Here is a 16,020-nt window from a genome sequence, read left to right as displayed (position 1 = left end):
CTGCAACAGTGGCATTCATTTTAAAAGATGTTTTCTCTTACCTAGGAGAATTTTCTTCGTTATCCCAGTCTATTGAACCGAGCGCTTATCGCATTAAAGTTAAGCTGGAAGGATTGAATTATTTTATGATTCATCTATAATATTATTTAGAGTGGCGAAATAATCATCATTCAAGAAGGTGTTATTATTAGTAGTGCAAAACGTAATTTGTTGATCATGTGGGTCTGTAATTTTCTGGTTGCGGCAAGTATGACAATGGTTGTACCTTTTATTTCTTTATACATCGAAACCTTTGGGGATTTCAGTAATGAGTATGTGCAAAGATGGTCTGGTTTAGTTTTTGGGGTCACGTTTATAAGTGCCTTTCTGTTTTCTCCGATTTGGGGAAGAATTGGCGATAAATACGGATTTAAGCCTATCCTCCTCATTACTGGGTATGGAATTGCTTTATCCGTTTTTATTATGGGAATTGTAAGTGATGTACTTGGACTTTTTCTCTTACGAATGTTTATGGGGATTGTAACAGGCTTTATCCCTACGTCCCTTGCATTGATTTCGAAGCAGACGCCCAAAAATGAAGCTGGTAAAACACTTGGAACATTGCAAATGGGAAATGTTTCAGGCAGCCTTTTTGGTCCTTTGCTTGGAGGTTTAATGGCGGATACTTTTGGATTTCAATATACATTTATCCTTACATCATTAGGTGTGGCGATTGCCGCAACGGTGGTCCTTTTTGGAATCCGTGAAATCAAACAAACGGCTGAGCAGAAAGAAAAGGTAAAACCACATACGAGTATAGATGTCATTAAACTGATTCTGAATCGTAAAATGCTGATCATGGTGATGCTCGTAGCCCTGCTTATTCAAATAGGGAATTTTAGTATTCAGCCATTACTAGCCTTGTACGTTAGTGATTTGACCAAAGCGACCAGTGTCGCCTTTCTTTCCGGTATGGCGTTTTCAGCCACTGGATTTGGTAACTTGCTGTTAACCCGACAATGGGGAAAGCTAGGAGATTCGATTGGATTTGAAAAAGTTTTATTAATTCTCCTTGTGCTTGCCTCGATCTTAATTGTTCCGCAAGCGAGCGTTAAAGAGCTTTGGCAGCTCGTGATTTTAAGATTTTTGTACGGAATGGCTGTTGGGGGAATGCTTCCATGTATTACCGCTTATATCCGGCTAGAGGCACCTCTCGATATGCAAGGGGAAGTACTTGGCTATAATCAAAGTTTCCGCTTTTTAGGCAATGTGATTGGTCCGGCATTAGGTGGATTTGTTGCTGGTTTCGGCGGCATTTCATCTGTCTTTTATGTTACAGGTAGTTTATTCCTCGTTGGTTTTGTACTTTTATTCTTTAGCTTCAAACATGATCATCAAAAGAAGTTAACCGAGAGTTTTTAGTCCTTCCAGTTTGAACTGGAAGGATTTTTTTGACTATTTCATCCCTCTTTTCTTATCGATTATTATGGACGTTTTATCGATTTCTTTCTCCGTTCGGGCGTCAAAAGATGGTCTATTTCTTCGGCATAATCGCGATTGTGCACCTCGAGACACAGATTAGTTTTTCCTCCTCGTCCCTAATTTTCACATCCCAAACCATTGTGCTTCTTCCATGATGAAGAACCTCAGCCGTCGCTATCACCTGTCCACTTTGCTTAGCACGAATATGGTTGGCATTAATTTCTAAGCCAAAACAAATTTCATTTTCCAAATCTATTAGGCACGCTGCCCCATAGCTAGCAACTGTTTCGGCAAGTGCAACAGAGGCCCCGCCATGTAAGTAACCAAATGGTTGAATCGTCCGTTCATCAACCGGCATTGTAGCGACGACTTTCCCCTGGCCTTTTTCAAGAAACTCAATGCCCAAGTTTTCCGCCAATGTGTCCCTTTTCATCCCTATCACCTCTTTTTTCTTTCATTTATTGTACCCTTTTTCTGCAAATTAGAATAGGTGGAGAATTCTTACTTACTCGCCTACTCTTTAAAGAAAACTTGTAGTTTTCCCGTCTCCGGGTTTCTCTTCATCTTCCCAAATAATATGAAACATTTTTTCAATAGATTCGTATAATAGATAGTTGGAAAAGGGAAAGAGGGTTAGTATGAATAATAGCAGCATTTTAAAAGTCACCAATCTCACAAAAAAAATCGGTGCGAAAAAGATCGTGGATAATGTGAGCTTTGATGTACGAAAGGGAGAAATTTTTGGTTTGCTTGGTCCAAATGGAGCAGGAAAAACAACGATTATTCGGATGATCGTTGGGCTTATTAATCGTACGGGTGGACATGTGAGCATCAATGGATTTGATTTAGACACTAATTTTAATGAGGCATTAAATGAAATTGGCGCGATTGTAGAGAATCCTGAATTTTACGGATATTTGTCAGGGTATAAAAACCTGATTCACTATAAACGCATGTCCAGAAAGGAAATTTCAGAAGAAAAGCTGCGTGAAACCATTGCGGTTGTCAAATTAGACGCTGCGATCAAGCAAAAGGTCAAAACCTATTCCCTTGGGATGCGGCAACGCCTTGGTGTGGCCCAAGCGATTCTACATAGTCCTTCGCTTTTAATTTTAGATGAGCCGACAAATGGATTAGACCCTTCAGGGATTAGAGAATTTCGCGATCATTTACGGATGCTGACGGAAAAGGGCGTGACTGTGCTTGTTTCCTCCCATTTATTAGCGGAAATGCAGTTAATGTGTGACCGATTTGCCATTATTGAAAAAGGCAAGCTGATTTATATCGAATCCATGGCTGAGACAACGAATATGGAGGCAGCCTCTAAACGGAAAGTGACATTTACTGTCCATAATAGTGAAGCGGCTATGCAAATCATTCAGCCATTCATAGTGGAGGGAATGGAAAAATTAAATGAGCAACAGTTCACAATCTCACTTGACTATCAATCGATTGCTGAGATCAATAAGCAACTGGTTCAAGCAGATATCTCCGTATTTGAAATTGCCAGTGTGAAAAAGACACTGGAAGATCGATTTTTGGAAATAACCAATTCAGCAAAAGAAGGGACAGACAAATGATCAGATTAATCCAAAATGAATGTATGAAAATCTTTGCTAAAATTAGCTCTTGGTTCTATATGATTATCCTGTTTGTCATTCTTTTAGGCGGTGCGGCTATCTATCTGATTTTGCTAAAAAAATTCCCGGAAATGGGGGAAAGTTCAGCAAGTGTGTGGACCTATATGAATTCGGTTGTTTATAGTGTGGGTTCACTGGTTACGTTATTCAGTGTGATTATCTGTAGTGCCAATGTTGCGGCAGAATTTGGCAGTGGGACCATTAAACAGCTATTAATCCGTCCTCATGCTCGTTGGAAAATTCTTTTATCGAAATATATTACCGTCACCCTGTATGCACTGCTCCTTATGCTATCTTTGTTTGTGATGGGGTATCTGATTGGCTTACTTTTCTTTGGTGTCGGTGATTTCAACGCTGTTACAGAGGAAATCGCTTTAAACGGCTCGTTTACAACCAAAATTGGCCCGCTCGTTATCAAGAAGTTTTTACTGCTATTGCCGGGTCTAGTTGTCGTGAGCACGATCTCCTTTATGTTGTCTACTTTATTTAAAAGCCAAGCTTTGGCCGTCGGGGTTGGGATCTTTGCCTTATTTATTTCCAGTTCCATCGGAGGCGTGCTTTTCTTTTTAATGGAGAAATTTGCATGGACAAAATATTTAATTTTTCCCCATCTTGATCTTTCTATTTATGCGTTACAAGATACATTGGCGCCAGGTGTCACACTTGGATTTTCAAGTGTCATTTTACTTGGTTATTATTTGATTTTCCTAGCGATTACGTTTTGGTTCTTTCAAAAAAGAGATATATCGTTTTAACGACAATCGGACGAGTGGGCAAGTGATTCAGGTTTGCGCCACACGTCCTGTTTTTTATAACGCTAGTTTTACTAGTACAGATAAAAACCCCCAAAAAATGGGGGGCCGTTCTATGAAAAAGCTTCTACCTTATATTAATATCCATACGGGCCATACCCGCCTACACCGCCATAAGGGCCGTAACCAACAGGTGCTCCCCCGTATGGTCCACCGTACGGAACGCCTGGGCCATACGGAATCGGGCGTGGGGGATATGGATAATACGGACGCGGACGCAGGAAAGCATTGGCAAGCCCGCCACCTAGCAAACCACCTACAAAACCGCCAACAAATGGGCCCCAAAAGAAAAAACGTTGATCGTGATAGGGTTCTGCCGTTCGATAGTAATTCATTATTTTTCAGCTACCTCCTTTGTCTGCAAAAAGCTACTCTCTATTTTGTATGCGACAAAAGCGGAGATGGCCTGGGCAAAGCCCTATTTCTATAAAATCATTGCCGCTAACCTGCCATTTAAAGGGAATATCATAAAGAAGCATCTATTGCCTTTTAGCATTTCATCCCGCTGTTGGTCTTAATGAACTAACTATCGGATAACGCTGGTTTACTATCGGATAGAGCTTTATTTTCTTATTTCGTTTTCTTCGTGATATCTCCATTTTTCACAATGTTTTCAATCTCTTTTTCTGAACGATGATTCTCCACGAATAAAGCTAGAGTTCGCACCATCACACCTGTTGCGCCGGCAGGACCTAATGCATGTGCCGTCTTTGTTGTCGCTGTTCCCGCAATATCGAGGTGAACCCATGGGGTATTTTCCGCAAATTCTCCAATAAAGGCACCGCCCATGATCGCATGCCCTTCCCGTCCAGGAGAGTTATTAAGATCGGCGATGGCGCTGGAACGGACTCTTTTCTTATCCTTTTCTGTATAAGGAAGACGCCAAATAAATTCACCTGCTTCTTGAGAGGCGAGCAATACTTCTTCGAAAAGATCTTCATGATTCGTTAAAGCTCCGGTCTTATCTAAGCCTAATGCTACAATCACTCCACCTGTCAAGGTCGCAACATCAATAAGATAGTTTGCTCCATGTTGTTTCGCATAGGTCATCGCATCAGCAAGCACCAATCTCCCCTCGGCATCTGTGTTCAATACCTCGATTGTTTTTCCATTCATCGACGTAATTACATCGTCTGGTTTCATCGCATTCCCGCTGATCATATTATCGGTTGCCGGGATCACGACGACAACATTTTGTTCTGGACGAAGTTTTCCGATCACTTCCATGGCTCCTAATACAGCGGCCGCCCCGCCCATATCCGTTTTCATTCCGACTAGGCCGTCTTTAGTTTTCAAAGAATATCCGCCCGTATCAAAGGTGATCCCTTTGCCAACCAATCCGATTACATCTTCCCATTCTTTCTTGCCTTGATATTTCAACACAATCATATAAGGCGGGTCCACAGACCCTTGGTTCACAGCAAGAAGTCCCCCCATACCAAGCTGCTCGATTTCCTCTTTTTCTAAAATCTCAACCTCTAATGCATATGAATGGGCCAACTCTTTTGCATAGGCTGCTAAATCAGCCGCTTTTAATAAATTGCCCGGTGTATTGACTAATGTTCTTGCTGAATTTGTCCCTTCTCCATACGCTCGCCCTACTTGTAAAAAAGATTCAATTTCTGAAGAGCTCTCATCTGTGTATACATCAATCGTGTTAATCTCCATTTCCGGCTCATTCGATTTTTGTTTATATCCTGAAAAATCATATGTAGACAATTGATAAGCCTCGCTAAAGATGAGGGCAGCTTCATTCACACTGATTTTTTGACTTGTGAATGTATCAAGGTCAATCGCAAAGGAGTCTATTCGTAATCCGCGAATTTTCTTGCACGCTTGACCAATCGCTGTTTTTACGTCATCCCCTGCTTTTCCTTTCCCTAAACCAACGAATAAAAGCCGTTTAATTCCTATTTTTCCAAAAGTATGCACAAGAGAAATAGCTTCATGTTTGGCAGATATATCTCCTGACTTCACGAGCTTCGTTAGTTCACCATTTAACGCATCATCGAGAGTCTTTAGCTTTCCAGAAAATTTTTCCGGTTGATCATAAAGCCCGATCAACATACATTCCTGAGAACTTGCAAATGGATCTTCTTTTTTGAGTGTAAACATATTTATTCCCCCTCATATTTTTATTATAACGTAGGAAAAGATAGGAATGAACTATTATAAAATTTTGTGGTATGATAAAATCAAATCGTCTATTGTGTTCATTGGAAAGGATGTCATGGATGAATCTCCTCAATAATTATCCACTTTGGATCGCGATTTCCGCCATCTTTTTTGCACAGTTTGTAAAAGTACCCCTGCAATTTATTATGACTAAGAAAATAAATTGGAATTTAGTGACATCTACAGGTGGAATGCCTAGCTCTCATTCTGCTGGGGTGACGGCATTAACAACAAGTGTGGCCATTGACTCTGGCCTTGATTCTACCTTGTTTGCTATTTCTGCCGTTTTTGCCACGATTGTGATGTATGATGCTACAGGGGTGCGCAGACAAGCAGGCGAACAAGCTGCCGTTATTAATCGATTGCGATTAGATTTTCAAAGAATGATCTCTGATATTCACGTATGGCAAGGGAAAACGTACAAACAAAAGCAAGAGGAGTTCAAAAGCTTAAAAGAATTACTTGGACATAAACCCGTTGAGGTTTTCTTTGGGGGATTAACAGGCGTCCTCTGGGCGATTGCTATCTATAATCTTTTTGAACTATTTTAATAAAAATGGATCTGTCTTATCCGTGTTTTCAAACACTTCAAAGACAGATCCTCCTACTCGTTATTTATACTTTTTCAAGAAATTTTGCCGGAATACTTGAATGGATTCTTCTTCATTTAACGATTTCAATACGTCCTCCGTCAAATTTCCATTGCCTTTTTGAATAATATAGACCTCAACGGTTTGTTTTCCCCATTCATTATAAACGTCCTCCACAGATTCATAATACAAATCAATTTTATTGCCTTTAATTTTTGATCCAGTGTCTGCTACGACCCCATATCCATAACCCGGAATAAATAAAATGGTCCCAAGCGGAAATACGTCTGTATCTGCTGCAATCGTGGAATATACATCCCTTGTCACCTGGACACCTGAATAAGTAATGCCATACAAAGGATGGTCAGGATCTTTTCCCGTTGATTCTACGCCGGCCGTATATCCGGTTGCCACAACTTCTTTACTTGGGTACTGTGACCAATCTTGCTTTTCAAGATCTTCCAATTGTTTCATATCCCGAAGAATATTCCCATGATATGTATTCGGCTCTTTACTCATTGCCGTCAATGAATAACCTGAGTGATTTTCAGGGCCAGCCGTTGCCCATATCATCGCCAATGTTTTGATCTGCATCCCTGTTAAAAACTCAATCGTTGTAATCAGCGCCAAAGAAAATAACAACGCCATACACATTCTTTTAATAAATTGTTTCATTTCTATTTAATTACACTCCTCTCAAACTATAGCCTTTCCCAATTTGAGAGGAAGTATTCAAAAAATTATTATTTAGGTTATGGGAAGAATGATCGTTATTTTCGTTCCCCTTCCGACCGTGGAAGTGACTTCTATATTTCCTTTATGCAATTCAACAATCGCTTTCGCAATGCTCATTCCTAATCCAAGGCCATCCAGTTTTTCATTTGTATTCGTCCCACGATAATAACGATCAAAAAGATTCGCGACAAACGTTTCATCCATCCCCTTTCCATTATCCTCAACTTGAATGTTCACCGAATCCTTTTCCTTTAAAATCCGCACGGCTATTTTTGTATGGGGGGAATTATGTTTGATCGCATTATAAATGAGATTATCTAAAACTCTTGTAAACCACTTAGGATCCAATTCCAAATACAGCGCTTCATCCATCCCAATAAACGAAATAGAAAAATCCGAGAGTGTTAGATCCTCTTCAAATTTCAAAACAACCTTCCTCACATACTGATTGATTTCCAATGTTTGTTTTTCCAATGTGATTGCACTGTTCTTCAATTGAAAAACCAATGAAAAATCATTGACCAGCTGCAACATATAATCGCCTTTTTTTCGAATGACATGCCCAATCTCTTCAAGCTCCTCAGGAGAGAAATCATATTTACTGCTTTCTAACATATGTCCATATCCTTGAATCGTGGATAAAGGCGTCCTGAGATCATGAGAGATTCCTGCCATCCATTCTTCCCTAGATTGTTCCAAACGGATTCTCTCTTGCTCCGCTTGGCTTAATTTTTCTGCCATACTGTAAAAAGACTGAAAGACTTCTTGGTATAAGCGATATCGATACCGTGTTTTCCCCTTCTTTTTAAACACCTTTTTCTTGTCCTTTTTCGTTAACACCTCATCGTATCGTTCTTTCCCCATTCGTTCTAACCAGTTGACAAACAATAATAATGGCCGCCCATAGCGATACCCATTCCAAATAGAGAAGAGAATCGTCACAAGTAGACTAATAAGAATCGCGACCACTAAGATTTGCGTTTCCTGTGAGGAAAATAGCCAAGCGGGCTTATCACTTTCTTTTCCCGGCAAATGGAGAACCCAGGACACCTTAGATGCTGGATCATTAAATACCTTCACTTGTGTCGGATGTTTTCCCGGCTCATAAATGCGTCCAATTAATTCCAAATGACTTATTTTTTTATCCTGACCGCTTCCAATGGATTGAATCAGTTCCCCGTTCTTAAAAATTTGGATAAAGCCATCCATTGAATGTAATTGTTTTTCCAATGCGGGGAGATCTTTTTCATCCACTGTTCCTTGGTGACTATAGGAAGCAAACCACTCACCTAACAACTCTTTATCATTATGTTGAAATCCAAATAAAAAATAATACTTCCCATTCATCCATGAATCATAATAGGTTTGCACAGGATAATGATCGATCTCTCTTGTTTCTTCAATAAGGAGAAGGTCATTAATGGTGTACGCTTGTTTTAATGATGATGGGGTTTGATCAGAATAAACGACATGTCCATCTTTATCCAAAATTTGCAGCCACATGTCGTTTTCCTTCAATAACCGAGACCATTTTTTATCAAGTTTGACCTGATTCTTTTCAATGGTCACAACCGTTGGGATGGTATCCACTAAACCATCTGCTGTATTAGCATTTAATTCTGCTCTTGTCATCAAGTTGGCGACTAAAATAAGGAGAAAGACAAAAAAGAAAAAGACAGACACAAGCAAAATGACAAATTGGATTGAAAAATGAAAAGCAATTCTTCTCTGTAGCTTCATGATTGACTTTCCTTTACCAGCTTGTAGCCAAGCCCCCGTACAGTGAGAAGAAAAATCGGCTTTCCTGGATCTGGCTCAATTCTTTCGCGAATTCTGCGAATATGAACCATAACGGTATTATCATCTGCCATATGTTCATAGCCCCACACAGCCGTAAATAACTGTTCTTTCGAAAGGACACGATTTGGATGTTTGCAAAAATAAAGCAATAACAAAAAGACTTGCGCCGGACAAGGCACAACCTTCCCTTCCACCCATAATTCTCCTGTTTCTTCATCCAATACAAAATGGCCAAAATCATGTCTTTTTTTATGATGAAGAATCGGAACGGGTTTTTTATGATGATTTCTTCTTAACTGGGCTTTGATTCTAGCCACGATCTCTAGGGGGTTAAAGGGCTTGGTGACATAATCATCTCCCCCTTTTTCAAAGCCTGTTAAAACATCAAAATCGGTCACTCTGGCGGTTAAAAATAAAATATACGCATCTGTGTACTCACGAATCTTCTCACATAAATCGAAGCCATTTGTATCAGGAAGCATGACATCTAATACGATAAAGTCAACTGCCTTCTGTCGAATCACGTCCATTGCTTCCTTCCCTGTCTTCGCTTTATATATAGAGGAAAAACCTTCTTTTTTTAGAACCATTTCAACCATTTGCATAATCGAAATTTCATCATCCACTAATAAGATTGGACTATCATTCATAAGATTTCACTCCTTGTCTTTCCATCGTAGCATAAGAAGCTTTCAAGCAGTTAAACTACTTTTTGGAAGAATTAAGGTAATGGTAAGGTTCACGTTCCAAATTGGTTAACTCCTTCTTTTACGATATATCTAGAGTAAATACAATGAAGGAGTTTTAGCGATGAAAAACACAGCTAGAAGGATACAGGCGATTGACGGGATTCGCGGATTTAGTCTACTTGGAATTTTATTGGCAAATTTACTTATTTTTCAATACGGTATTTGGGGAAAGGATGAGATGGAGATTTTTTCTCTTTCCCCTTTTGATTCCTTTATGAACCATTTTCTGCGCATTTTTGTCGAGGGAAGTTTTATGCCGATTTTTACCTTTCTATTCGGCTATTCTATGATCATGATGAAAGAAAGCTTGGAGAGAAAAGGATTAAAAGTGAAAAGGCATTTTGCAAGAAGATCGATTTTTTTACTCGTCCTTGGCGGTTTACATGCAACCTATTTATGGGAAGGGGATATTTTATTCTTCTATGGGCTGATCGGATTCTTTCTTTTACTCTTCCTAAAACGCAAGAAAACAACCATTCTTGTTTGGGCGATTCTGCTCTCTTCACTCATGATTTTACTTGTTAGTCTCGGGTCTTTTTTCGGTGATGGAAATGTCGACCTCGTGGATCCGCAAAAATTAGAAACATATATCGAAAAAACCATTGATATCTATGGAACAGGAACATACCAAGAAATCATGAATCATCGTAATAATGAAGATCCTTTGGGAGATGAAGCCTATTTCTTCCTTTTCTTTGTATTATTATCACCCATTTTGACCGCGCCGATGTTTTTATTTGGGATGTATGCAGCCAAGCGGAAAGTATTTTTCAATCCATTAGAAGAACAGAAACTGTATCAATATGGGGCAGCCATTCTCATTCCACTCGGTCTTGTCTTGAAAGCCATCTACCATGTTTTCCCAGAAGGAGGTTGGACGGAAGGCGCCGTTACCCTAGGGGGACCGCTGCTTTCGCTCGGGTATATTTTTGGCATCGCTCTTCTTTACTGCCAATCTTGGACAGGGGAATTACTAAAGTTGTTGGAAAGTGTTGGAAAGCTATCGTTAACGAACTATCTATTACAAACGGTCATCTGTACAACCATTTTTTACGGCTATGGCTTGGGGCAATTCGCTAAAATGGGAATTGGGTTCAGCATCATTCTAGGTCTTACCATTTACGGATTAGAAATGTTCGTGAGTCGCTATTACCTCATGCATTTCCAATTTGGCTCCCTAGAAAAAGTAAACAGAATGTGGACCTATTTTTCATTTACAGGCAGGCCGAGAAGAAAAAAAGAGAGGAAGAAGAAGATTGCGTAAGAATAAAGATGGCTATAAAGGCCATCTTTTTAGAACATTCGATATCCTTTCGCTCTTAGCGTTCGCATTGTCACACCAGATAGAAGGGCACCAACAAAACCAGCACTTAAGATCGTGATATCTGCTGGGGCGAGTTTAGACAAATTTTCCCCTAATTGCGAAAAAGCTGTCTTACTATTTGTAAAGTATTGACTGATTGGCAATGTATTTATAATTAATAATGCGACAACTGGATAAACAATGGCCATAATCCATGTCATACGTAACAGCATATTCAGTATAAACCCGATCCCAAAAAACAACACAAAGAAAAGTAACATTGAAATAATTAAAACTGGCAAACTCATGGATGGCACAGATATTTCCCCCTTATTTTACACTATCTTTCAGTTTAATGAATCTATTAGAATGCGTCAATTGGAATTACTTCTAATTTTAAAACAGCTTTTATATTCTTAAGAAATTAGTCACATAATGTTGGATATGAAGTTATGTGCGTGAAGACGAGCGGGGGGATAAAGTGTAAATTCATTCAGTGGAGGGTCTTTACTAGTCAGTTCATCCGGGATAAATTTTAAATAAACAGCGAAAAGCAGAATTCCTTTTTCGGAATTCTGCTTTCACCTTACTATTTATTTAAGTAAGTTAAATTTCCCCTTCTTTATCGTTAAAGGAACGCCGCCAATCATGTATAATGCCCGATTATCAATCATTTTTTTCATAAAAGAGGCTCTTGTACCTGTTACTTTTTTGCCGAAGACAACACCAATTGCATCATCATCGCCAAGGGAGCAAACAGTACCTTTATTATCAAAACTGAATGAGGCAAGGTCGGAATTTCCGTTTACAAGTCTGGCAAGATTCGCCGCTGTCAGTTCGCCCTGTTGCATAGAAATTTGGGCTGTAGGCGGATACGGACGATTGATTTCCTCATTAATAATAAGCGCACAGTCACCAATAATAAAGATATCTTCATAACCTGGTGCCCGCAAATATGGATCTACTTTCACCCGACCACGCATGTTTTCAAATCCTGATTCCTCTATAATTGGATTCCCCCGCACACCAGCTGCCCAGACAACGGTTTTTGCTTTAATTTCTTCTGTTTCGTCTTCCCCTTTCGCAACGATAATTCCTTCAGGAGTCGCCTCTTTAATGGCTGTCCCAATCATAAATTCAACGCCTTTTTTCTGAAGATTGGCCATCGCATATTGGACAAGCTCTGGGTCAAATCCTGGTAAAGCTGTCGGGGCCGCTTCCACACAAACGATGCGAACCAATTTTTGATCAATATCATATTCTTTGCATAACTCTGGAATACGATTTCCAAGTTCTCCTAAAAATTCGATTCCAGTAAACCCAGCTCCTCCTACAACAATCGTTAAACTTTCAGGGTCTTTTTCGCCTTCCACTTTATAGGTGGCGAATTGATATTCAATATGTTCGCGGATTTGTCTAGCCGCATTTACGTTCACAATAGAAAAGGCATACTTATCCAATCCCTGAATACCGAAAGTTTCGGGAGCCGCGCCAAGAGCAATTACTAAATAATCATAATGCAGCTCACCATCTTCAAGAATCACTTTCTTAGACTCCGGCTCTACCTTTGTCACCGTTTTTTGAACGAATTCCACTTTCCCTGGATTAATCACATTGGAAACATCATAGCGTACCCGATCATGATGAAGCGTACCAGCAGAAGCTTCATGAAGCCATGTTGTTTCATAATGATAATCATTTTTGTTTACCAATATGATATCTGCATCATTATTGCCGAGATGTTTTTGCAATCGTGTGACGGTCATTAGTCCGCCATAGCCTGCACCTAGTACTACAATTTTTGGCCTTTTCATAATATCCCTTCCTCTTTTGCATCTTAATAATGGGAGTACGTACGAGAAAAATTATATACAATGTGATTCTATTCACGTACAATACTAGAACCCCAGAATATTGTCACAATTTATTAACATTCGTCTCCATTCTATTATATGCTATTATTCACCTTTTTCAAGCAGTTATTATCATCCAATAAATTTTTTCATTATTTTGTCAGTCCCTTTTTTTCAGAACTGATTCGATACTATCCTGTATTATTTATAACCATGTTCTGTATCCTTCGGCGGTCCTGTTATAACAGCGGATTTTTTAAGTCATTAAGGGCATCACCAAATAAGTGAAGGAAAAACACATGAAAAGAAGCCTAATTTTTTAATAATGTTAAAAGTGACTAAATTTAGAGTCACAAGGAAAATCATAAAAAGTGTGGGGACAATTTTACGGCTTCCGTAAGATTTCGGGCGTTTTGAACCCGTCTATGGGACTGATTTTGCGAATTCCACCTGATTTTGGGTGCATAGAATTCGTCTATGGGAACGCTTTTGCGAATTCCACCTCATTTTGGGCGCATAGAATTCGTCTATGGGAACATTTTGGCGAATTCCGCCTGATTTTGGGCGCATTGAATTCGTCTATGGGAACGCTTTTGCGTACTCCACCTGATTTTGGGCGCATAGAATTCGTCTATGGGAACATTTTGGCGAATTCCACCTGATTTCGGGCGCATAGAATCCGTCTATGGGAACATTTTGGGGACTTCCACCCGATTTCGGGCGCATAGAATTCGTCTATGGGAACATCTTGGCGAATTCCACCTGATTTGGGCGCATAGAACCCGTCTATGGGACTGATTTTGCGAATTCCACCTCATTTTGGGCGCATAGAATTCGTCTATGGGAACATTTTGGCGAATTCCACCTGATTTGGGCGCATAGAATTCGTCTATGGGAACATTTTGGCGAATTCCGCCTGATTTGGGCGCATAGAATCCGTCTATGGGACTGATTTTGCGAATTCCACCTGATTTTGGGTGCATAGAATTCGTCTATGGGAACGCTTTTGCGAATTCCACCTCATTTTGGGCGCATAGAATTCGTCTATGGGAACATTTTGGCGAATTCCGCCTGATTTTGGGCGCATTGAATTCGTCTATGGGAACGCTTTTGCGTACTCCACCTGATTTTGGGCCCATAGAATTCGTCTATGGGAACATTTTGGCGAATTCCACCTGATTTGGGCGCATAGAATCTGTCTATGGGACTGATTTTGCGAATTCCATCTGATTTGGGCGCATAGAATTCGTCTATGGGAACGCTTTTGCGAATTCCACCCCATTTTGGGCGCATAGAATTCGTCTATGGGAACGCTTTTGCGAATTCCACCTCATTTTGGGCGCATAGAATTCGTCTATCAGAACATTTTGGCGAATTCCACCTGATTTGGGCGCATAGAATCCGTCTATGGGACTGATTTTGCGAATTCCACCTGATTTTGGGTGCATAGAATTCGTCTATGGGAACATTTTGGCGAATTCCGCCTGATTTTGGGCGCATAGAATTCGTCTATGGGAACGCTTTTGCGTACTCCACCTGATTTTGGGCCCATAGAATCGAATTATGTAACCCTCTTAACTATTATGGTATGATAGGAAAGATGAATTTTTTCTAGAATTACAGGAGGGAGTTTCTGTGAAAGAAGATCAAAAAATATATGATATTACAATTTTAGGCGGAGGACCTACAGGGATGTTCACCGCATTTTACGCCGGCTTACGAGATACAAGTGTAAAGGTCATTGAAAGTTTACCCCAACTGGGTGGACAGCTTTCGACCCTTTATCCTGAGAAATATATATACGATGTTGCGGGCTTTCCTAAAATTAAAGCCCATGACCTTGTGAACAATTTAAAGGAACAAATGGCGATGTTTTCGCCTACTGTTTGTCTCGGTCAATCGATGTCAACACTTGAAAAACTAGAGGACGGGACATTTAAATTAACTTCAGATGAGGAAATTCACTATTCCAAATCGGTGATTATTACCGCTGGGATCGGTGCTTTTCAACCACGTCGGCTTGAATTTGATCGTGCAATTCCATTTGAGGGAAAAAATCTCCATTATTTTGTGGATGATATGCAACAGTTTAAAGGGCAAAGGGTTGCGATTCTCGGTGGCGGTGACTCGGCTGTAGACTGGGCCTTGATGCTTGAGCCGATTGCTGAAAAAGTTACGCTGATTCACCGAAGAGATAAATTCCGTGCTCACGAAAGTAGTGTCACTCAGTTGCAAAATTCCAAAGTCGAAATTATTACACCATTTGTCGCATCAGATCTTATTTGTGACCAAACCGCCATACGAGGACTACAGCTTGAAGAAGTGAGAGGAGATCGCAAACATACAATCGAATTTGATTCCTTAATTTGCAACTATGGATTTATTTCTTCATTAGGTCCCATTAAGGAATGGGGATTAGAAATAGAGAAAAATTCGATTGTCGTGAACAGCCGGATGGAAACAAATATCCCTGGGGTCTATGCTGCCGGTGATATTACAACCTATCCAGGAAAAGTAAAATTAATTGCTACCGGTTTTGGGGAAGCACCAACCGCTGTCAGCAATGCCAAAGCTTATATTGATCCAAAAGCACGTCTGCAGCCGATGCATAGCACCTCATTATTTGAATAAGCAACATAAATCGAATTGAAAGTCCAAGTGCTTTTATAGGTTAAAGGATTGCAATGGCCTTTGCACGTCCTGATAATCCAATTCTAGTTGGTTTACTATTTCTTACTCAACTTTCGCAGTGACAAAACATTGATTAACCCTTGATATAACTGGAGTTTACTCAAAAAAGTTATCGAAAAAGCACAAAAAAAGCATCCCTTTTTGGTAAAATATAGTCACCACAACAATAACCAAAGAAAGGGATGCTTTATGGCTAATATTTTACCAAATT

Annotated in this window: 14 protein-coding genes; 6 read left to right on the top strand and 8 right to left on the bottom strand. The window is 39.9% G+C overall.

All coding sequences use genetic code 11. The features are described from left to right. Window positions 1–186: 186 nt before the first annotated feature. Window positions 187–1,401: an MFS transporter gene (locus MUB24_RS21875; RefSeq protein WP_244707651.1), complete on the top strand. Its 1,215-nt coding sequence runs from the start codon at window positions 187–189 to the stop codon at window positions 1,399–1,401. A gap of 112 nt (window positions 1,402–1,513) precedes the next feature. On the opposite strand, the gene MUB24_RS21870 is transcribed toward MUB24_RS21875, so the two are convergent. Further along, complete coding sequence (locus MUB24_RS21870) at window positions 1,514–1,894, bottom strand: PaaI family thioesterase (protein WP_244707647.1); 381 nt, start codon at window positions 1,892–1,894, stop codon at window positions 1,514–1,516. Between the two features lie 205 nt (window positions 1,895–2,099). On the opposite strand from MUB24_RS21870, the gene MUB24_RS21865 reads away from it, so the two are divergent. Both MUB24_RS21865 and MUB24_RS21860 read left to right on the top strand, forming a co-directional pair. Continuing rightward, window positions 2,100–3,041 (top strand): ABC transporter ATP-binding protein, encoded by a 942-nt coding sequence (locus MUB24_RS21865; RefSeq protein ID WP_244707645.1) that lies wholly within the window; start codon window positions 2,100–2,102, stop codon window positions 3,039–3,041. Continuing rightward, on the top strand, window positions 3,038–3,856 hold the full coding sequence (locus MUB24_RS21860) for an ABC transporter permease (RefSeq protein WP_244707643.1): 819 nt from the start codon (window positions 3,038–3,040) through the stop codon (window positions 3,854–3,856). The genes MUB24_RS21865 and MUB24_RS21860 overlap by 4 nt, the downstream gene beginning before the upstream one ends. Window positions 3,857–3,990: 134 nt before the next feature. Here the strand turns inward: MUB24_RS21860 and MUB24_RS21855 are convergent, their stop codons facing one another. Together MUB24_RS21855 and MUB24_RS21850 are read right to left on the bottom strand one after the other, a co-directional pair. Beyond that, window positions 3,991–4,248, bottom strand: coding sequence for a hypothetical protein (locus MUB24_RS21855; RefSeq protein WP_244707641.1), 258 nt, complete (start codon window positions 4,246–4,248; stop codon window positions 3,991–3,993). 235 nt (window positions 4,249–4,483) lie between these two features. Continuing rightward, window positions 4,484–6,028, bottom strand: coding sequence for a leucyl aminopeptidase (locus MUB24_RS21850; protein WP_244707639.1), 1,545 nt, complete (start codon window positions 6,026–6,028; stop codon window positions 4,484–4,486). A 119-nt stretch (window positions 6,029–6,147) separates the two neighbouring features. On the opposite strand from MUB24_RS21850, the gene MUB24_RS21845 reads away from it, so the two are divergent. Continuing rightward, window positions 6,148–6,639 carry a divergent PAP2 family protein gene (locus MUB24_RS21845; protein WP_244707638.1) on the top strand — a complete coding sequence of 164 codons (492 nt, stop codon included), beginning with the start codon at window positions 6,148–6,150 and terminating at the stop codon, window positions 6,637–6,639. Window positions 6,640–6,699: 60 nt separating this feature from the next. Here the strand turns inward: MUB24_RS21845 and MUB24_RS21840 are convergent, their stop codons facing one another. From MUB24_RS21840 to MUB24_RS21830, 3 genes are all read right to left on the bottom strand, one after another. Beyond that, a complete protein-coding gene (locus MUB24_RS21840; protein WP_244707637.1) occupies window positions 6,700–7,353 on the bottom strand; it encodes a 3D domain-containing protein in 654 nt (217 codons plus the stop codon). Between the two features lie 72 nt (window positions 7,354–7,425). After that, entirely contained in the window at window positions 7,426–9,153 is a 1,728-nt protein-coding gene (locus MUB24_RS21835; RefSeq protein ID WP_244707636.1) for an ATP-binding response regulator, read from the bottom strand. Then, window positions 9,150–9,863, bottom strand: a complete 714-nt coding sequence (locus tag MUB24_RS21830; RefSeq protein ID WP_244707635.1) for a response regulator transcription factor — start codon at window positions 9,861–9,863, stop codon at window positions 9,150–9,152. The genes MUB24_RS21835 and MUB24_RS21830 overlap by 4 nt, the downstream gene beginning before the upstream one ends. Window positions 9,864–10,023: 160 nt before the next feature. On the opposite strand from MUB24_RS21830, the gene MUB24_RS21825 reads away from it, so the two are divergent. After that, window positions 10,024–11,226 carry a DUF418 domain-containing protein gene (locus MUB24_RS21825; protein WP_244707634.1) on the top strand — a complete coding sequence of 401 codons (1,203 nt, stop codon included), beginning with the start codon at window positions 10,024–10,026 and terminating at the stop codon, window positions 11,224–11,226. Between the two features lie 29 nt (window positions 11,227–11,255). Here the strand turns inward: MUB24_RS21825 and MUB24_RS21820 are convergent, their stop codons facing one another. Continuing rightward, on the bottom strand, window positions 11,256–11,573 hold the full coding sequence (locus MUB24_RS21820; RefSeq protein WP_244707649.1) for a YuiB family protein: 318 nt from the start codon (window positions 11,571–11,573) through the stop codon (window positions 11,256–11,258). Window positions 11,574–11,858: 285 nt separating this feature from the next. After that, window positions 11,859–13,079, bottom strand: coding sequence for an NAD(P)/FAD-dependent oxidoreductase (locus MUB24_RS21815; RefSeq protein WP_244707633.1), 1,221 nt, complete (start codon window positions 13,077–13,079; stop codon window positions 11,859–11,861). Window positions 13,080–14,753: 1,674 nt separating this feature from the next. On the opposite strand from MUB24_RS21815, the gene MUB24_RS21810 reads away from it, so the two are divergent. Then, window positions 14,754–15,749: an NAD(P)/FAD-dependent oxidoreductase gene (locus tag MUB24_RS21810; RefSeq protein ID WP_244707632.1), complete on the top strand. Its 996-nt coding sequence runs from the start codon at window positions 14,754–14,756 to the stop codon at window positions 15,747–15,749. Window positions 15,750–16,020: the final 271 nt, after the last annotated feature.

Source organism: Lederbergia sp. NSJ-179, from assembly GCF_022867885.1.
GTDB lineage: Bacteria > Bacillota > Bacilli > Bacillales > Bacillaceae_C > Lederbergia.
Note: the sequence above shows the minus strand (reverse complement) of the source record. Positions and strands in the feature narration are given on the sequence as shown.

Bases quoted from the DNA above. Each gene is read 5' to 3' on its own strand.
- MUB24_RS21820 (WP_244707649.1), bottom strand. From the start codon at position 11,573: ATGAGTTTGCCAGTTTTAATTATTTCAATGTTACTTTTCTTTGTGTTG.
- MUB24_RS21870 (WP_244707647.1), bottom strand. From the start codon at position 1,894: ATGAAAAGGGACACATTGGCGGAAAACTTGGGCATTGAGTTTCTTGAA.
- MUB24_RS21860 (WP_244707643.1), top strand. From the start codon at position 3,038: ATGATCAGATTAATCCAAAATGAATGTATGAAAATCTTTGCTAAAATT.
- MUB24_RS21845 (WP_244707638.1), top strand. From the start codon at position 6,148: ATGAATCTCCTCAATAATTATCCACTTTGGATCGCGATTTCCGCCATC.
- MUB24_RS21835 (WP_244707636.1), bottom strand. From the start codon at position 9,153: ATGAAGCTACAGAGAAGAATTGCTTTTCATTTTTCAATCCAATTTGTC.
- MUB24_RS21865 (WP_244707645.1), top strand. From the start codon at position 2,100: ATGAATAATAGCAGCATTTTAAAAGTCACCAATCTCACAAAAAAAATC.
- MUB24_RS21825 (WP_244707634.1), top strand. From the start codon at position 10,024: ATGAAAAACACAGCTAGAAGGATACAGGCGATTGACGGGATTCGCGGA.
- MUB24_RS21850 (WP_244707639.1), bottom strand. From the start codon at position 6,028: ATGTTTACACTCAAAAAAGAAGATCCATTTGCAAGTTCTCAGGAATGT.
- MUB24_RS21855 (WP_244707641.1), bottom strand. From the start codon at position 4,248: ATGAATTACTATCGAACGGCAGAACCCTATCACGATCAACGTTTTTTC.
- MUB24_RS21840 (WP_244707637.1), bottom strand. From the start codon at position 7,353: ATGAAACAATTTATTAAAAGAATGTGTATGGCGTTGTTATTTTCTTTG.
- MUB24_RS21830 (WP_244707635.1), bottom strand. From the start codon at position 9,863: ATGAATGATAGTCCAATCTTATTAGTGGATGATGAAATTTCGATTATG.
- MUB24_RS21815 (WP_244707633.1), bottom strand. From the start codon at position 13,079: ATGAAAAGGCCAAAAATTGTAGTACTAGGTGCAGGCTATGGCGGACTA.